This window comes from Streptomyces sp. NPDC046465, assembly GCF_040646035.1.
Lineage (GTDB): Bacteria > Actinomycetota > Actinomycetes > Streptomycetales > Streptomycetaceae > Streptomyces.
This window is the reverse complement of sequence record NZ_JBEYZK010000020.1, coordinates 48,644-66,308: the sequence shown is the minus strand read 5'-3', so window position 1 is coordinate 66,308 and position 17,665 is coordinate 48,644. Positions and strand designations below refer to the sequence as shown.

The window sequence follows — 17,665 nt, the reverse complement described above, 5'->3', positions numbered from 1 at the left end:
GAAGGGCTGCTACCCGTCCAAAATCCTTCCCAGCAACGGGAAACTGACCGAGGTGAGCAAGAAGAAGTGCTGGCAGGCCTCAGCAACAGCAGACCTCCCGTGCCCTGCCCTGCCTGATCCTCGACCTGCCCTGGTACGTCGCCGCCGTCGAGGCGTTGATCAGCGGAACCGGCCCGGCAAGAACTCGCTGCGCCACTCCATCCATCACCCAGCGCGGCGGAGCCCTCGACCTCATAACGGGGCTCCGCCGCACTGCGTCCAGACACGCGCAGACCTCTGGGGCGCTGCGCTCCGCACGTCGCAGCGGTACGCGTCGTAGGCATCCTCATCTGGTCGGACAGGTGATCCGGGAGAAATGGCCTACGGCCCGAGCCGGACCCCGCGTGCTTGGGCGATGACGTCGAGGGCGTGGACGTGCCAGTCGTAGAAGTGCGTTGCCCTGCGGCAGAAGGCCAGCACGTGTTCGTACGCCTCGTCGGTGCCGATCTTCAGGAGTGCGTCAGCGGCGGGCTCGTGGGCGCCGGACCATGAACCGGGGGCGAGGAGCGCCGTCAGCGGTGTGAGGCACTGGGCCGTGCCCCGCTCGACGAGCGCGAGGGACGCGGCCTCCTGCGCGGGACGGTCGGTGGCCAGTGGCCCTTCCAGGGGTGCGGCAAACCTGCCCCGTGGTGCCGCGGCGAGTCGACTCAGGGCGGCGGTCGCCTCGGCCTCGGGGCGAGCGGCGAGTGCCGCGACGAGCTGAGCGCCCAGATCGTCGCCCAAGTCGTCCACAGGGCCGCCGGCGAGCGCGACGAGGGCGGGCAGTGCCGGGGCGCCGATCCGGCACAGGGCCTGCACGGCGGCACGCGCGAGAAAGGGCTCGGCACGAGGAGTGACGAACTCCGCGAGCGCCCGGGCCGACTCCGTTGCCGGGAACTCGCCCAAGGCCACCACCGCGCGTGCCCGCACCGCCTCGTGGGGCGAGCGCGCGCAAGCCAGTACCACCGCGAGGGTGTCGGGGACGCCGATCGCGCCGAGGGCCCGCACCGCATGAGCGCGCAAGGTGCCGGGCGCCTCCTCGTCGGATGCCAGGGACGCGAGTACTCCGGCGGCCTGTGCGTGCCGCAGGGCGCCGAGCGCGTCGGCGGCGGCTGCGCGCACGGTGACCGGTGTCGAGTCCGGCGCCAGGACAGACAGGAGGGCCGGGGCGGCCTCAGGGCACCCGATGATCCCCAATGCACGTGCGGCGCCACCTCGTTGGGCCGCGGAACCGTCCGGCTGCGTCAGCAGCCCCACCAGATCGGGCGGCGCGACGGGCACAGAGGCGAGGAGGTCGGCGACCGCGTCGCTGATGTGCCCGTCGCCCAGCGCGGCGAGGAGTGGCCCGGTCGCCTCCATGCCCGCATAGGCGGCCAGTGCGCCGGCCGCGGCCCGGCGTACCGGCGGTGCCGCCGACTCGCGCAGATGGTGCCGGAGCGTGGCGATGTGCCCGTCCCGGTCGGCTCCCGCGAAGAGTTCGGGCTCCGCCGCGAGGTGGGTGCAGACGGCGGCCACGGCGTGGGGCGGGCACTCGGGGTCAGCGGACTGCGCCGCTTGGTGGAGCACGGACCACAGGTGGTCCCGCCCTTTCCCGGTCCTGGCGAGCAGGGCGGTTGCCAGGTGTGCCGTCTCGGGGTCCGGGTCGCGCTGCGGTGCCTGCAGGAGCTGTTCGACGGGCGGCACCGTGTGCGTGGGCGGCCATGCGGCGGCAGGCAGCGCGTGCAGTGCCGTGAGCGCCGCCCGGCGCAGGTGTGTGTGCGAGCCGGAGGAGTGCGCCAGGACCAGGAGTGCGGAGGCCGCCCGCAAATCCCCGATCGCGCCGAGCGTGCGGACCACGCGTTCCGCACGGTCCGGCAGGTACTCCCACAGCGCGGCGAGGAGTGGAGTCACGGCCTGCGGCGCCCGCAGTTCAGCCAGCGCGTCCAGCACCCGCACCGTCCAGTGTCCGCGGCTGGTCGCCACCTGCCCGCACAGAGCGACGAGCCCGCGCACCACGTCCGGTCCACCGATGGCGACCAGGGCCTCCACCGCAGGCTTCTCCAACTGCTCGCGAGGATCATCCGGCTCGGTGAGAACACGCAGCAGGACGGGAACGGCATGGGGTGCGCGCAGCCTCCCCAGCGACCTGACGGCATGCCAGCGCAATCCGATGTGCGGCCGGTCCTGACCGCTGATGCAGAAGCCGAGCGCCGCCACGACTTCCGGCGTGGATGTGCCGCTGCCCAGCATCGCGGTGGCATACACGGCGACATCCGGGTTCGGGGACCGGGTGGCCGCACACAGCCCCGCCACGTCGCCGGCCATCCGAAGGCCCATCAGCTCCGCGATCGATGCGGCCCCCTCCACTCAGGCCCCCTCACCCTCGGCCGCCCGGTCCGACATCGCCACGAACAGCGGAGTCCCGACGACGACCGTCACCTCCCGTCCATCCGCACGCGTCACGGTGTCCCGCAGCAACTGCCGCGCCAGGAACTCGCAGCACATGGGCGGAACGGTCAATGACTCGGCGCAGTGCAGCACGTTCTCCGTGATGCTTGTCCGGCTCGGCATGCGGCCCCGGAACCGTACGTCGAACTGCCTGTCCCACTCGGGAGGGGCGTCCTGGAGCAGCCGGAAGAGCCCCGGCAGGCCGGAGAAGCCGACCTGCTTCATCTCGGGGGACGCCTGATGGCCGATCAGGTGACGGGCTGAGCCGATGAGGGCGACGACTGTGTCGCCGTCGTACCCCGTCATCAGTGTGGGTCCGTCCGGGTCCCCGTACCCCGCAACGCGCAGCGCCGCTTCCCCTCGGAACCAGGCCGCCGGCTCCGTCACCCAGCTGACGTCGTACTCCCGGTCCAGATATGCCTCCACGAGGTCGAGCTGGTCGTACGCGGTCGTCTCGGAGCGTGTCGACTGCAGGGCCAGGCTGACGACCTTCAGGTCGAGCTTGGCCTCCACGGCGAGCCGCCGCAGGAGCTTCTGAGGGATCTGGCCGTACAACATGTCGACCTTGGCGGTAGAGACGTAGAAGTAGTAGCGCATGGGCGTGGTCAGGCGCCGGGGCGGTGGGAGGCAGCGGCAGGGGGAAGGCAGATGCCCCGAGTGGTGCGGGCGAGGTGTGCCCCGCAGAGGCCGCCCGCACTGCCGCCATAGCTCGACTTGAACCACGCAATCGCGGTGCCGCAGCTCATCGCTCTCCCCGGATTCGTCCAACATGGCCTGCAACAAGTGGTGTTGAGGAACTCCGAGCGGAGCATCCCATACTCCCGGGCCGCGAGTGACGCGTCGTCCGGCGCGGGTGGGAAACGCGGGCTTGGCCCGTGGTGGGGCAGAAGCGACGCTCGGCTGCGTGGCCGGGGAGGCCGGCGGGCGAGGCCGGTAGCCCTCGCCACCGTGACTGTTCCTGCCGACGCTTCCGTGGAACATCGAGTGCTCAGCTCCGCTGCGGTCGAGGTGTACGCGAGCAGGCCGGCGCTGGGGGAGTCACGACACCGAGCGCTGCTGGGTCAGCCGGTTGACCGTCGATGGCGCCGGCAGCGCCACCGGGCCCGGCCCGTGGGCGTCGGCCAGGATCCCCTGTCACCTCCCGCAGCCCCTTCAGAGTGCCCGTCGAGCGGCCGCGCCGGCGGTGCAGCGCCTCCAGTACCGCGGCCACCACCCGTTCATCCGCGCGCCCGGTCGCGCTCGACGGCTTGCGCTGCCGGACCAAGCCCATGACGCCGCCCGCGTGGTAACGGGCGCGCATGCGGCGCACGGTGGCCCGGCTGACCCGTGGCCGGCCCAGCTGCTCGACGTGCTGTGCGCGTATCTGCGTCTGCCCTGCACCGCCGGGGCTGACCTCCCGCCGGACGACACCGCCGGACGACACCGCCGCCCGGCACGCCTACCTGGCTTCGGTCGTATACGTCTGTGGTTGCTGAGAACTTGGTTGTACCGCGTTGGGTTGAGAGGAAGTTACAACTTCGGCGGTATGTCGGTTCCCCAGCCCGGCACCTAGTTTCTGGCTCATGTGCGGAATGCCCGCACAGCCGTCGTACGGCATGCCGTACTGCCTGAAGCAACGGGGGATGTATGGAAGCGACATTCTGGAGCCGGCGCCGGGTTGTGGCCGCGTTGGTCGGGGGAGTCGCCGCTGCGGCCCTGCCGACGGTTCCTGCCCGGGCCGCCGCCTCCCGCACGGTCGCGACGCGCTCCGGCCTGCCCGCCACCCAGCGGGCACGCGTGGTACAGGCTTGGATGTCCGGCGGGAAGGCCACCAAGGCGGCCGCCGGCTACGCGTTAGCCGGCACCGACTCCGACATCGCTCTGTTCTTGTCGGAGACCCTTCCCAGGGTGGAGGCGGAAGACAACCGGGTCGCGGTCATGACCTTCCTGGCCGGGGCGGGCAGGGGGCTGCAGCGGGAAGCCGTGGCGGCGCTCAACCAGGGCGACAGCGCGATCGCGGCCTTCGTGACGAGCGGCTTCAAACCGGCCGTCCTGGAGGACTACCGGGTGGCCGCCACCACGGTCATGAGCGAGGGGGGCCAGGCGCTGACCCGGGCCGCGACCGCGGCGCTCGACGACGGCACCCCTGAGGTCCTGCACACGTTCCTGGTCGAGGGGCAGTACACGGCCCGGGCCGAGGACTCGCGGGTGACGGTCTCGCGCAGCCTCACCACCGCGGGGCCCGAGGCGCAGAAGTACGCCTCGCGCGCCCTCAGCGGCAGCGACGAGGACGTGGAATGGTTCCTCGAAGTCGGGCAGCACATCGCGCAGGCCCGTGACCAGGAAGCGACCAGAATCGAAGAGCTGGTCGCGGTCGTGGTGCGAGCGGGCCACCGGGCTCAGACGCAGACCGATCTGGCCGTCGAGGCCTCCGAGCAGGCCGTCGCGGCCTCGGACAAGGCCAAGGAGGCCGCGCAGAAGGCCCTGGCCGAGGCCCGGGCGGCGCAGCAGGACGTGCGCAAGTCGGCGGCGGCCGCCCGGCGGGCCATCGCTTCCGCCCGGAGCGCGGCGGACTGCGCGCGTACCGCGATCCAGGCCTCCCAGGTGGCGACCCGCGCCTCGCGGCTCGCCTCGCAGGCCGCCACCGCCGCGCAGAACGCGGCCGCCAAGGCGGCGGCCGCGGCCTCCCGCGCCTACAAGGCCGCGATCGACGCCTCGAAGAACGCCGACATGGCGGGGGTGGCCAAGAACGCGGCCGTGGCCGCACGGAACGCCGCGGCCAAGGCCCGTGAGATGGTGGCGGGTCTCGACCGCATCCTGGCCGAGGTCGCTCGGGCCAAGGCCGCCGGTGGCCGGGCCGCGGCGGCCGCCAGGGGCGCCTCAACCGCCGCCGCTGCCTCGGACGCCGCCGCCAACGAGGCCGGCGCCGCGGCCGGAGAGGCGCGGGCCCAGGCCGAGGAGGCCCGCCGGCAGGCCGCCGTCGCCGCGGAGGCGGCCCGGCAGGCAACCGCGGCAGCAGCAGCCGCCGACGCCCACTCCGATGCCGCGGCCCGCGCGGCGCAGAGCGCGCGGGCCGCGGCCAACTCGGCGGCGGGACACGCGGAGAAGGCCGCGGCGGCCGCCGAGGAGGCGGTGAAGTACGCCGGTCAGGCGCGGGATTTCGCGAACAAGTCCACCGCCCGCGCGGCCGAGGCGGTCAAGGCGGCGAACACCGCCACCCAGGCGGTGCAGGACGCCGTCGCGGTCGAGGCGAAGGCCCGCGAAGCCGAGGACGCACAGCTGGACATGGAGCGCCAGCAGGGGATTGAGCGGGCCCAGGAGCTCGCCCGCGCAGAGAAGGAGGCACTGACCGCCCACGCGGGCAGACTCAACCAGGTCCAGCAGATCAACCAGGACATCCTGGACCTTCTCGCGCAGGCTGAACAGGCGCTGAGCGCCGACGACCTGCCGCTGGCCGCGGGGCTGGGCCGCAAGGCCGCCGTCGGACTGCTGCGGGCGAGCGGGACGTGGACTCGGGAGGCCGCCCAGTACGCCCTCGCCGGCAACGACGACGACGTGCTCGCCTGGGTGGATCTCGACCGCGTGCTCGCGCAGCAACAGGATGACCGCGAGACCGCCCTGTACATCGCGCAGGTCAGCGGCCCTGCCGTCGCTGAGGCTGCCGTACAGGCGCTGGCCAGCAACACCAGTACGGCCGTAGGCGACTTCAACACCTCCGGGCGGATCAAGGCGTCGGAGGAGGACAACCGCCGGGCCATCTTCAAAATCATCGGCGAGCACCCGGGCCCGGCGGTGAAGAAGGCGGCCGAGGAGGCGCTGGAGAAGGGCACCCCGGAAGCGCTGCACGAATTCCTCACCGAGAAGCTGCCCGCGGCGATGGAGGAGGACGACCGGGCCGCGATCACCGCTCTGCTGCACGAAGCCGACCGGTACATGCGGGCGCTGGCAGAGATCGCGCTGGAAGGGCCCGCCTGGATGCGGCGGCAGTTCCTGGAGAAGGTACGCCACCTCGCGGTCCAGCTCGACCTGGACACCCACGCCCATGTCTCCGCCATAAAGGGCCTGATCGCCGCCGCCGCACGGATCGCGCACGAAGCCCAGCAGGACGCGGCGCTGGCGTCCAAGGTCGCGGCCGAGGCACGCAGGGCCGCCGAGGAAGCGGCCCGGTGGGCCGCCGCCGCACAGGCCGCCGCCAAGAGCGCCGCCAACTCCGCGGTGGAGGCCCGTAACAACGCGGATATCGCGGACCGGGCCGCGGCCGACGCCAAGGCGTCGGCGGAGAAGGCCAAGTCGGCCGCCACGGCGGCCCGGGCCGCCGCGCGCAATGCCAACTACGCCGCCAACCGCGCCCTGGCGGCCGCCGAGAACGCCGAGAACTCCGCCAGCCAGGCCCGCGCCTCCGCCGCGCGGGCCCGGCAGGCGGAGATCGACGCGGGCAAGAGCGCCAAGGAAGCCGACCAGGCGGCACGGGACGCGCACCGCATCGGCCTCCAGGCCCGTGCGGACGAGCAGCGCAGGCAGGCGCTGGCAGCGCAGGAGAAGGCCAGGCAGGACCGGCAGAAAGGGGTCAACCCCGCGGATTCCCCCGACAACGACCGGGTGCCGGACAAGGAGCACTGGTGGGAGGACCGCGACGCCTGGATCAAGGGGCTCGGCTGGGTCGAGACCGGCGCCGCCGTGGTCACCGTGGGGGCCATGGGGACCGCGGTCGCCTTCCCTCCCTCCGCTCCCGTCGCCGGGGTCGTGGCCGGTGTCGGCAGCGGGGTGGGCATGATCTCCGGCGGCGCCCGCGTGGGCCTCATCGGCATGGAGAACGGTTTCACCAGCGGCAGGTTCGCCCGGGCCGCGGGCTGGTTCGCCGCCTCCACCGCCACCCGCGGCATCAGCAAGGTCGGCAAGCTCTTCAAGAAGGATTGGGTGCTGGCGGCCTGATCACCCGCCCGGCGTGAGCCGGGCTGTCGAGTCCTCCCGCGCGCCGGCCCCGGCCACCGCGCTCCACCGGCCGCCCCGCACGGCCAGGCGTCGGCCTCGCGGCCACCGCGCCCCACCGGCCGCCCCGGCGTCGGCCCCGCGGCGACCGTGCCCCACCGGCCGTGCACCCCATCAATCCGCGTGCCACCTCGCCACGTCGTCGCGCGCCCACACCTGCGAAGGACACCGATTCCCATGAAGTTGCTCCGGCGGATCGTCGCCACCGGCGCGGCCGCTGCCGCCTGCGCAGCGGCCCTGCTCGCCGTCACATCCCACACCGACGAATCGTCCGCCGCCGCGGTGGCGGACACCCGGCCCGGTCATGTCGTCGAGACCTTCACCTACCCGGGAGCCGACAAGATCCAGCAGGAGAAGGGCATCCTCCTCAAGCGCGGCGACGGACACGTCGTCCTGGCCGACTGCGCCTCCGGCACCGGCCTACTGTCCGTCTGGGCACGCGGCAAGGGACAGATCTGCTTCCGCACCACCGGCACCACCGGCTACCTCGCCGTGGAGGTCCCCCAGGTGTACGCCGTCAAGGGCGCCCTCACCCACGAGGCCGACGTGGTTCTCACCGCCGCGGACGACACCCGGCAGGAGATCGACGTCCCGAAGGACAGCTGGACCCCGGTGGGCGAGTCCGCCGACCCGCAGTCGCGCGAGTTCGCCCTCCTCGAGATCCGGACCAACAGATGAACACGGCACGTACGACCTCGCGCACCGGCGCGGCACTGCTGGCCGCCGCCGTCCTGCTGTCGCCCATGGTGACGGCGCAGGCCGTCACCGGCCCCGCCGAGACCGACGCCACCCGCGGCTTCACCGCCCGTCTCGACATCGGCAACGGCGCCAGGGCCTGCACCGCCGCCCTCGTCCACCCGCAGTGGCTGCTCACCGCGGCGTCCTGCTTCGCCGACGACCCCGCCGCGCCGACCGGCGTCCCGGCCGGGGCGCCGCGCCGGCCCACCAAGGCCGTCATCGGCCGCACCGACCTGACCACCACCCTCGGAGCCGAGCGCACCGTCGTACAACTGCTCCCGCGCGAAGACCGGGACGTGGTCCTGGCCCGGCTCTCCGCACCGGTGAGCGACATACAGCCCGCCACCCTGGCCACCGAACCCGCGGCCGCCGACGAGAAGCTGACCCTGACCGGCTACGGCCGCACCACGGACGAATGGGCCCCGGACAAGGCCCACCACGGCACCTTCACCGTCACCGGCACCGACGGCCCGGACGTGGAGCTGAACGGCGACGGCAGCGCGGTGTGCGCCGGCGACGCGGGAGCCCCGCTGTTCCGCCCGGTGCAGGGCGCGGCCCAGATCGTGGCCCTGGCCACCGGCTCCGACCAGGGCGGCTGCTTCGGCAGCGACGCCGCCCAGACCTCCACCGCGGCCGTCGGCGCCCATACCGACGGCCTCACCGACTGGGTCAACGGCGCCGTCGACGCCGCCCAGCGCCCGGTGCCGGTGGCGGACTTCAACGGCGACGGCTTCGAGGACACCGCCATCGGTGACCCCAAGGCCACGGTCGCCGGGTACGCCGAGGCGGGCGCCGTGCACGTCGTCTACGGCGGCGGGCGGGGCACCGCCCAGGTCGACCAGAGCGCCTCCTACATCCCCGCGGGCGCCGAGCCCGGCGACCGGTTCGGCCACGCGCTGGCCACCGTGGACTACAACAAGGACGGCTTCACCGACTTGGCGGTGGGGGCCCCGTATGAGGACGCCACCGCCACCGTCACCGATGTCGGCACGGTCGCCGTCGTCTACGGCCCCGCCGCGGGTCTGGGCAAGGGCCGCGTCAGCGACACCTACGTCCAGGGCGACGGCGTGATGAGGGCCGCGGTCAAGCAGAAGGGTGACCTGCTGGGCTCCTCCCTGGCCGCGGGGCACACCCGCGACGGCTCCCCCTACCTCGTCATCGGATCGGCCGGAGACACGGTGGGCGGCCAGGCGAACGCCGGGACCGTGTTCTACCTTCGGGGCGCCACCTGCGTGTCGATCGCGCAGGGGGCCGGCATGTCGGGCGGCCCCGAGACGGGCGACAAGGTGGGCGCTTCGGTGGCCGGGGACGCCGACCACATCGCGATCGGCGCCCCCGGTGAGGACATCGACGCCGTCGCGGACGGCGGCGCGGCCTGGGTCTTCGCGCACCCCGCCCAGGCCGGTGCCCGACCGGTTGAGCGTGCCAACATCAACCAGAACCTCGACGCCGTCTCCGGCGGATCCGAGGCCGGTGACGCGTTCGGAGCCGCCGTGGCCCTGGTGGAGAACGGCCCCGGCGGCCAGTCCGTACTCGCCGCCGGTGTTCCCGGCGAATCCCTCACCGCCGACAACGGCGCCGTGGCCAACAACGCCGGAGGGGTGGCGACTTTCAACATCCCGGCCACCGGCGCCTGGAGCGAACGACGGGTGTTCACCCAGGACTCGGCGGGCATCGCCGACCGCATCGAGGCGGGCGATCGCTTCGGCGAGACCCTCCAGGCCATCAACCTCTCCCCGCTCACCGCGCCGACCTGGGAATCCCTCCAACTCGTGGCCGGAGCGCCCGGCGAGTCCCAGGGGAGTGCGGCGGGCGCGGGTGCCGTACACGTCGTCACGCTGTACGGCGACCCCGGGCTCCACAACGACGTCCTGCTCCCGGGTACGAACCTCATCCCTGGTACTCCCGGAGCCGGCCAGCGAGTGGGCCAGGCCATCGGCGTCAGCCCCACTCACGTCTACGTCGGCATGCCCACCGGCCCGGGCGCCGTCCACGCAGTGCCATGGCAGAACTCCACCTCGCACTCCTCGAACGGACCCGATCTGCCGGTGGCCACCCATCAGCCCGGCAGCAACGGAATCCCGGCAGGCGGCAAAGCCTTCGGCAGCACGATCCGCTGAGGGGCAGCACGATCCGCGGAGGGCGAACCGGACTGCCCCAGAGCCGACTTGACCGGCCCGGTCCAGTCCGGTCCAGTCCGGTCCGGTCCGATCCGGGCCGTGCGCGGGCGCTGACCCCCTGACGGTCGGCGCCCGCGCGGCAGCGCCGTGCCTCACCCCTCGTGGTGTGACGCCGGCCCCGCCGTAGCGCTCGATCGACCGCGTTCCGAGGGGCTCGCCCTGGCAAACACGCGCAGACCCCTGCGCCCCCTCATGGGTCCTCATGGGTCCTCTCCGCCGCAGCGAGCCAACTCAGCACCGTGCCAACGAGAGGTAGGACAACCATGCGTGCCACAAGACCCGCGCGATCCGCACGAATACGCACCTGCTCAGCCATCGTGACCCTGCTGACCGCGGTGACGTTAGGACTCACCGCGTCCGGCACCAGCTGGGCACAGCAGAAGCCGACGGGAGAGCAGGGACGTGAGGGCCGGCTCCGCGCGACGGAGCCGCCGGCCGCCGCACCCCGCACCGAAGCCAGTAGCCTCCCGGCGGACTTCGCGGAGCGCTGCGAGCCCACGCGGCCAGGCTCCAAGGAACGCCGGGCGGGCGCCGCCGCGGCATGTGTGCGGATGAGCCCTGCCCCGGCCAGGCGCACAGGGACACCAGAGCGGAACCCCGCCTCGGCCGCGAACGCCGGAAGCTGCGCAGTCGCCGACCCCGGCACCTACAGCTACGAACGCTTCGCGTACTGCCTCAGCGGGGTGAACGTTCTCTACACCCTGCGTGACAGCACCGGTAAAGAGCTCGGACGCGGCACCCTGACCGTCTCCACCACGGCGCCCCTTCCTGCGGCGGGGACGGCCTGGAGCGAGCAGATCACCGCGACGATGAGCAGCGCGAGCGGCGCTGTCACCGCTCTCAACGCCAAGTTCCGCGCCTCCTGTACGACCGGCTGCACGGCGACGAAGACCGCACCCTGGTACGGCGGCGACGTGACCCCGGGCCAGTCCCTCAACGGCACCGTCACCTACTCCTCGAACCCCGCCCCGAACACCCACGTGCAGTTCACCACCTCGTACAAGATGTACGTGACCAGCTCGGGTGCCACGCCTGTCGATCCGAACGCCTCGTGGGACAACCCCCGCAAGATCCGTTGCGACGACGCGGTAGGGGGCACGTCGTCGGCAGGCTGTGCCATTCCCTCGGTCAGGGCCGTCGTGCCGCTCAGCGCAAGGGCAGCGGACCCGGGCGGCGCCGTCGCCGCCTACGCCTGGGCCCAGAAGAACCTCAACGGCGCCTGGGGCAAGCCGGGCAGCCCACTGATCCGGTCGACCAGCGGCGTGGCCGATCGCACCGCCCGCACGTGCAGCGACTTCACGGACCAGACGGAGCTCGTCGACGCCGACTCCTGCGGCGACTTCCCCTTCGGTGAGGCGAAGGAGGGCGGTGCCCCTGGCGACCAGTGTGCAGAGGTGATCCCTAATCTTGGCAACGGGGCATGGGACACCTACGTCCTGAACGACGGACATGTCCTGGACCCTGCCTCACCTTGCGTTCAGGCCCATGTCACGCCCGCCGAGCAGCAGTTCGCCGACACACAGCTCGCCAATGGTTTCAGGGACCAGCGGGTGATCGACGCCGATCAGTTCGAGGTGCGGTTCACGACCCCGTCCGCCGGCCCGCAGGGCCGCTGCCTGGGCACCACGCCGGACGATGCGCTTCCCTCCGGCGACGGGTGGATCAGGAACACCACCGAACCGGTCGACCACGTCAACAAGACCACCACCCCCCTCGGCCCAGCAGGCAAACGGCCGACCCTGGCACAGGCATGCCTGGGTAAGACACTCGGCAAGGGCAGCGAGGCCACGGGCGACATCACAGGCTGGCAGGACGCGCAGCTGTTCGCCCAAGCGCACCCGCCTGCACCCGGCCAGGCCCGGTGTCACCTGGTCGCGAACATCCTCGGCGGAAAGGGCAGGATCAAGGACGGCGGTCAGAAGAACCTCGTCCCTTGCTGGCAGGTCGGGATGAACACAGGCACGCCCAGCATGCGGACCTACGAGGCCAAGGCTCAGAAGAAGGTGCCAGACGACAGCTTCGGCAAGAATGACGCGATCTTCTACCAGGTGACGCCCGTCTACCGGGACGCCACCAGCACGATTCCGGTGGGAGTCACGATGAGCGCCACGATAGAACGGGCGGACGGAACAACCGAGGTGCTGTTCCCCGACGTCTACATCACCAATACCCAGGGCACCACCGGGCTGCTCAACCTCGGAAACTGATCTCGGTCAGTGCATGCCTTCGTGAGCCAGCGTGAGTCGCACCGCCCCGCTGCGGCCGTTCGACGTCACCGCGCTCTTGCCTGAACTGGCCTCACTGGCACGCGCGGCGCCCCGGCTGCCGCCCCGCCCCGGGTCTCCATCCGTGCACGACAGCTCGGTCGGCGGGCCGCTCCTGTGGCCCGCCGACGAGCCGTGGTCCCCCTGTGAAGGGCCGCACGTACGAGACGGGGCCAACGCGGCCCTGTTGCCCGGACTGCGTACGGCTGCTGCGCCGCAACCAGAGAGCAGCGGCAGCCCGACAGCACCACGCCCCCCAGGCGCCCGCGGCCACACCCGGGGAACGGGCGGCCGAACAGCGGATCAATGCCGACCGCCCGTGGGCCGAAGGCGTCGGTGGCCCTGCTGCCGGTGATCTGCTCCAGGTCCTGGTCTGTCCGGTGGCAGGGGTCAGCGCCAGTGGTTGTTGCTGGTGTGGTCGCCGGCGACCCAGCGAGCGAGGTCGGCGTGTGCTGTGGCGCGTCGCTCGGCGTCGATCTTCTCCACGTCGGGGTGGTCGACAGCGAATTCCAGGATGAGCCCGTTGGGGTCGGTGACGTACAGCGAGACACAGAAGCCGTGGTCGAGTACGTGGGCGTTCGCATCGGCGTAGCCGGCCGCGTCGACGCGCTTGAGTATGGCTTCCTGGGTCTCCGTCTCGACCTTGAAGGCGATGTGACGCAGGGGGGTGACATTGAGGTCCGTCTTGAACTCCTCCTGGTCCTTGGGGTCGGCGAACTGGAAGAAGGCGAGCGCGCTGCCGTCGGCCATGCCGTAGAGGGCGTGGCTGTAGGCGCGTTCGGCCCCGGAGAGCACCTCGCGTTCGGTCCAGGTGGCCACCAGGGGCAGGCCGATGACGTCCTCGTAGAAGTGCCGGTTGGCCTCCTGGTCGTCGGTGATCCAAGCGTGGTGGTGAAGGCGGAGCGGCAGGGCCTGGCTCATGTGGGGTCATCTCCGTTGATCGGCTGGGGTGTTGAACCGAAGACCGGGGTGGTATCCGGTTGCTCCAATCAGCATGCCTCCTACACAGGTTGAATATTAAATCACTATGAGCCATTGTTCACGCGCTGGAGCGCCAAGTCGTCGACCTGGGGTCAGCGCGGTTAGTTCCACCCCGTGCAGTACGGGTGTCCGGGGGCACGGCTGCGCGAACTGTGTGGAATGTGTGGCAACTTGTGCGCACCTCGTGACCGCTGGGGTCTGCGAGATGTGTCTTCCTGTGGGGGAAAGCCTTGATGCAACGCACCAGAGGTGCGCGTGTTTCGCGTGCCCGAAACAGGAAACCGGCCTCGCCACGGCGGCAGCTCTCGCCACCGGCGCCCTGACCCTGTCGCTGCTGTCGGCCGCGGGCGCCTCCGCCGCTGATGACCCCGGTTCGGCATCGGGCAGGGGCGCGCCGAACTTCACGATGCCCGCGGTGAAGGTGGGGGCGAACAAGCCTGTCCGACCGGCCGTACGCGCCCGGGACTGTCGGTAGCGGCCCCGGACGCTCAACCCAGCACACCAACACCGAGCACAGGCCCCCCAGGGCGGGGCCTGTGTCGGCCTCAGCACGCCGGCCCGGACGCACAGCACCTCGAAGGAGCGGTTCAGGTTGCGCGGCTCGACGGGCGTGCCGTTCTTGGTGGTGAAGGCCAGGCCGTGGCCGCTGCCCTGCCAGGCGTGGCCTGCGGCCTTCCTGTCGGTGAGCTGATTCTCTGACCCGGACCGACGGATACCGTGGGGGGATGCACAACGATCACCATGACCTCTCCTGGATCGGCGAGCACGCCTACGCCGACACGCCGTCTCGCGGCACACCAGGTATGCGTGACGGGATCTCGTTGACCGCGATACGCGGCATTGACACGTCCGCGTGGCTCGACCGCCTGGGCGCTGTCACGACCGGTACGCCGGTCGCGTACCGGGACTACACCATCCCGGACGACGTCGAAGGGTCGCTCGCCATGGTGGGAACCAGTGGCGACTGGTCCTTTGTCCTGGAGGACGGGGACGCGGCCACTGTGTTCCTGTCCCAGTTCGACAACGATGACGTTCTGTCCCGTGAAGGAGAGGAGATGGTGTGCGTGACGCTCAACCGCCACGATGCGCCTGCCACGATCCTCTACTCCTCTCCGGCCGATGACCGGATGGCATGGTCGGCTGATTTCGGCACGGCCTTCCTGGACGGATACTCCGCGCTTCCCGAAGACACCGCGGCCCGCCTGTCCGTTCTTGACGACAGGCTCGCTGCTTACGGTGCCGTCCATGCCCGGCTCGCTCCTCCGGCCCGTCCGTGGTCGGAGATGGGCCTGTCGGACTGGGCGCCGGCCGTGTATCGGGCCGTCGGCTGCCTGTTCGGCATCCGGATCGACCGGGACGACGTCGAACAGGGACAGCTGCCCGCGGTGGTACTGCCGGAGCCCGTGTAGACGCGACCAGGACACAAAGAAAAGAGGGGAGGGGCGGCACGCCTGGCTGGTGTGCCGCCCCTCCCCTGTGCTGTTACGGGGTCAGCTCGTCTTCATGGTGCACTTGAAGACGCCGTTCTTGTCCTCGCAGTCGCCGCTCATGCCGGTCTCGAGCCAGTACGCATCGCGGTCGTCGAGACGGAGCTTCTTCGCGAAGCCCGCGGAGAACGCGGACATGGAACCGGAGTTGTGCTTTCCGGAGATCGCCGAGCGTCCGCAGACCTCCTTCCAGGTCGGCTTCATACCGTCGATGTTGAGCAGGTGCACGCCGTCGGCCTGCTTCTTCGCAAAGGTCTGCACGCACTCGGAGCCGGAAGCCACCGGGTTGAGGCCGTCCTCGCTCTGGGGCTGGCCGCCGCTGTTGTACGAGGCGTTGAACGCGAACTCGTCGCAGTTCGGCTTGTCGGTCGCATCCTGCATCGCGCCCAGGTCGCCGTACTTGTTGGCCCAGCCGTCCTCGTCGCAGACCACGGCACGGTTCTTGCCGTTGCGGCCACCTGGCAGGTAGTAGAGCGGCGTGTCACGGGTCTTCACGCCCATGGTGTTCGGCAGCTTCTCCTGCAGCAGCCAGGCGTGTGCTGCGGCCTGCGGGAACTTGGCCGCGTTGAACGTATACGTGGGGGCGACGTTGACGAAGATGCAGCCGCTCTTGCCGAAGGTCTTCTTCGTGTCGCAGCGGATCATTTCGAGGTCGGACGGGTCGTCCATGCTCCACTGGTAGCCGACGTCCTGGACGCCGGGCGTGTTACCGGCCTGAAGAATTCCCGCGATGCGGAAGTCGGTGCGGAAGTCGAAGGTCCGCTCCTTCTCCGTGTCGTCCCAGGTGAACGTGGTCTTGAGGTTGGCTTCGCGGGTTTCGGCGGCCGACATCCACAGCGGCTTGCCGCCCCAGTCCTCGTACGGCGCCTTGCCGGGGTCCTTGCACTGCGTATGGCCGGTGCAGGACTGGTCCTTCATGACCATCTCGATGGCCCGGAACAGCGGCGAGGTGGTGCCGTCCAGCGAGATCTCGCGGGTCATGCTGAAGTACGCGGTGGCGTACGGCTTACCGTCCATTTTGTAGTAGGCGGGGAGCGTCTTGCTCTCGCACTCGACAGTGCGGGTCGCGAAGGCGGCCCTGCTCTCACCCGATGGGTTGGTGACGCACCAGTCGGTCATGCCGTTGGCGGCTCGGGGCCCCGGCGCGCGTGCCGCCTTCTCCTTGACCCGCTTCTGCTGTTCCTTCAGCTTCTGCTGGACCTCGGGGGGCAGTTCGTCGAACGTGAGGGACGGGCCGAAGCACGCCTGGGCGCCGTTCTTGTCGACCGGGCCGCCGCACTGCTCGTTGAGCGGGGTCTTCCTCGCCGTCGGGCTGCTGGAGACGGGGGCGCCGAGGGGCCGGGTGATCAGGCCGGTGGGGACCTGTGCCGACTGGTCCGGGTTCGGGCTGTTCGTATCCGAATCGGGGAGCTTGAGGTCGACGGAGTAATCGCCACCGGTGCTGGTGCCGTTTCCGCTGAACGCCACGCTGACGGCGTCGGATGCTCCGCCATCGTTGGCGGTGCGGACGTTCAGTGTCGGTGTGCCTCAGGACTGCGCGAATCTGGTCACGTTCCTCTGCTCGGCGGAGGGCGGATGGATCAATGCCCGGCTTCTCCAGAGCAACGGCGGTCTTGGGTAGTCAAACGGATGCGGGGAGAGGGTTTTGGCGGGCCTGCGGATGATGCCCCGGCCGGCGACGGGCGGGGCCAGGGCAGCGGGATTTCACCGCTCGCCGGTCAGAAGCTGCTCTTGGACCCAGAGTTGAGCTCTGGGGGTGCGTGAGTGCAGAAGTGGTCATGCTGTTGTCTGCGCCTGTTGAGAGGCAGCATGCGAATGACGGCGGCCGTGACAAGCTGGCGGGTCTGTAGAGCTATCGGTGCAGCTGGCTTGGAGCGCTGGCTTCCAGACTTCATTCGGAGGGGTGGAGAACATCCAGGCCGCACGTTCTGTGCCCGGTGACCTTGCGAGCAGGCGACATTGCTGGTCTCCGAGAGAAGGCGGGTTTGAGCCGCTTGTGGAAGCGTCCTCTGTCAGCTGTCTCGCTGCGATACCAATCTGTCTCCGAAGTCAGCCATCGCCGTGACCGCCGCGAACAGAAGGAGTCATTCATGAGCAATGTGCCCAACGGCGTATTTCGCATCCTCACATCCCCCTTCGACGGCGAGCAGCTTTGTCTCACCAACTCAGGAGGAGATGACCTCACCCTTCTGCCTCCAGGGGGCGAGGGGCAAAGCTTCGAGGCCCAGGCGACCTCGGACGGCTATGCGATCCACTTGGCTTCCCATGTTTTCCCTGCCCGGTACCTGAGCTACCAGGGGGCGCCCGACGCGCCGCGCGATGGCGCGATACTCCGGCTGCAGGTTTCCGAGTTCCCTCCTTGCAACTGGCACGTCGCCATCGCCCCCGGATTCACGTTCCGCCTTGCTGCCAACGGTAGCGACCTGGCCATGGGGATCGCCCCAATACAGATCCATCCGCCTCGTTTGCACCTGTCACGCGAGTCCGCCCTGGGGTGGGTCTTCGAGCTGGTCAAGGTCGAGTAGTCGCCGCAAGGTGGCGAGGGTTCGCAGCATCGGGTGCGGCGGGCTCACGCCATCAGGTGGGTGACCGCGTCAGGACC

Annotated in this window: 10 protein-coding genes and 1 pseudogene; 7 read left to right on the top strand and 4 right to left on the bottom strand. The window is 70.7% G+C overall.

The window, feature by feature from the left end:
• Positions 1-360: 360 nt before the first annotated feature.
• Together ABZ953_RS28835 and ABZ953_RS28830 are read right to left on the bottom strand one after the other, a co-directional pair.
• Positions 361-2,364 carry a HEAT repeat domain-containing protein gene (locus ABZ953_RS28835; protein WP_361729532.1) on the bottom strand — a complete coding sequence of 668 codons (2,004 nt, stop codon included), beginning with the start codon at positions 2,362-2,364 and terminating at the stop codon, positions 361-363.
• On the bottom strand, positions 2,365-3,042 hold the full coding sequence (locus ABZ953_RS28830) for an SAVMC3_10250 family protein (protein ID WP_361729529.1): 678 nt from the start codon (positions 3,040-3,042) through the stop codon (positions 2,365-2,367).
• Between the two features lie 1,029 nt (positions 3,043-4,071).
• Between ABZ953_RS28830 and ABZ953_RS28825 the strand changes: the two genes are divergently transcribed.
• From ABZ953_RS28825 to ABZ953_RS28810, 4 genes are all read left to right on the top strand, one after another.
• Positions 4,072-7,356, top strand: a complete 3,285-nt coding sequence (locus tag ABZ953_RS28825; RefSeq protein WP_361729526.1) for an ALF repeat-containing protein — start codon at positions 4,072-4,074, stop codon at positions 7,354-7,356.
• A 234-nt stretch (positions 7,357-7,590) separates the two neighbouring features.
• A complete protein-coding gene (locus tag ABZ953_RS28820) occupies positions 7,591-8,091 on the top strand; it encodes a hypothetical protein (RefSeq protein ID WP_361729523.1) in 501 nt (166 codons plus the stop codon).
• Positions 8,088-10,271: a trypsin-like serine protease gene (locus ABZ953_RS28815; protein WP_361729520.1), complete on the top strand. Its 2,184-nt coding sequence runs from the start codon at positions 8,088-8,090 to the stop codon at positions 10,269-10,271. Before ABZ953_RS28820 ends, ABZ953_RS28815 begins: the two co-directional genes overlap by 4 nt.
• A 377-nt stretch (positions 10,272-10,648) precedes the next feature.
• The gene (locus ABZ953_RS28810) at positions 10,649-12,538 is read left to right on the top strand and encodes a DNA/RNA non-specific endonuclease (protein ID WP_361729518.1); all 1,890 of its coding nucleotides are present in this window, start codon (positions 10,649-10,651) and stop codon (positions 12,536-12,538) included.
• Positions 12,539-12,985: 447 nt separating this feature from the next.
• On the opposite strand, the gene ABZ953_RS28805 is transcribed toward ABZ953_RS28810, so the two are convergent.
• Entirely contained in the window at positions 12,986-13,516 is a 531-nt protein-coding gene (locus ABZ953_RS28805; protein ID WP_361729515.1) for a VOC family protein, read from the bottom strand.
• A 785-nt stretch (positions 13,517-14,301) separates the two neighbouring features.
• On the opposite strand from ABZ953_RS28805, the gene ABZ953_RS28800 reads away from it, so the two are divergent.
• Positions 14,302-14,985: a hypothetical protein gene (locus ABZ953_RS28800; protein WP_361729512.1), complete on the top strand. Its 684-nt coding sequence runs from the start codon at positions 14,302-14,304 to the stop codon at positions 14,983-14,985.
• Between the two features lie 81 nt (positions 14,986-15,066).
• On the opposite strand, the gene ABZ953_RS28795 is transcribed toward ABZ953_RS28800, so the two are convergent.
• Positions 15,067-16,530, bottom strand: a complete 1,464-nt coding sequence (locus ABZ953_RS28795; RefSeq protein ID WP_361729509.1) for a hypothetical protein — start codon at positions 16,528-16,530, stop codon at positions 15,067-15,069.
• A 49-nt stretch (positions 16,531-16,579) separates the two neighbouring features.
• Here ABZ953_RS28795 and ABZ953_RS28790 point away from each other — a divergent pair.
• Together ABZ953_RS28790 and ABZ953_RS28785 are read left to right on the top strand one after the other, a co-directional pair.
• Positions 16,580-16,684, top strand: a pseudogene (locus ABZ953_RS28790) (short-chain dehydrogenase); the annotation flags it as partial.
• A gap of 469 nt (positions 16,685-17,153) precedes the next feature.
• Positions 17,154-17,588 carry a hypothetical protein gene (locus ABZ953_RS28785; protein WP_361729507.1) on the top strand — a complete coding sequence of 145 codons (435 nt, stop codon included), beginning with the start codon at positions 17,154-17,156 and terminating at the stop codon, positions 17,586-17,588.
• Positions 17,589-17,665 lie beyond the last annotated feature (77 nt).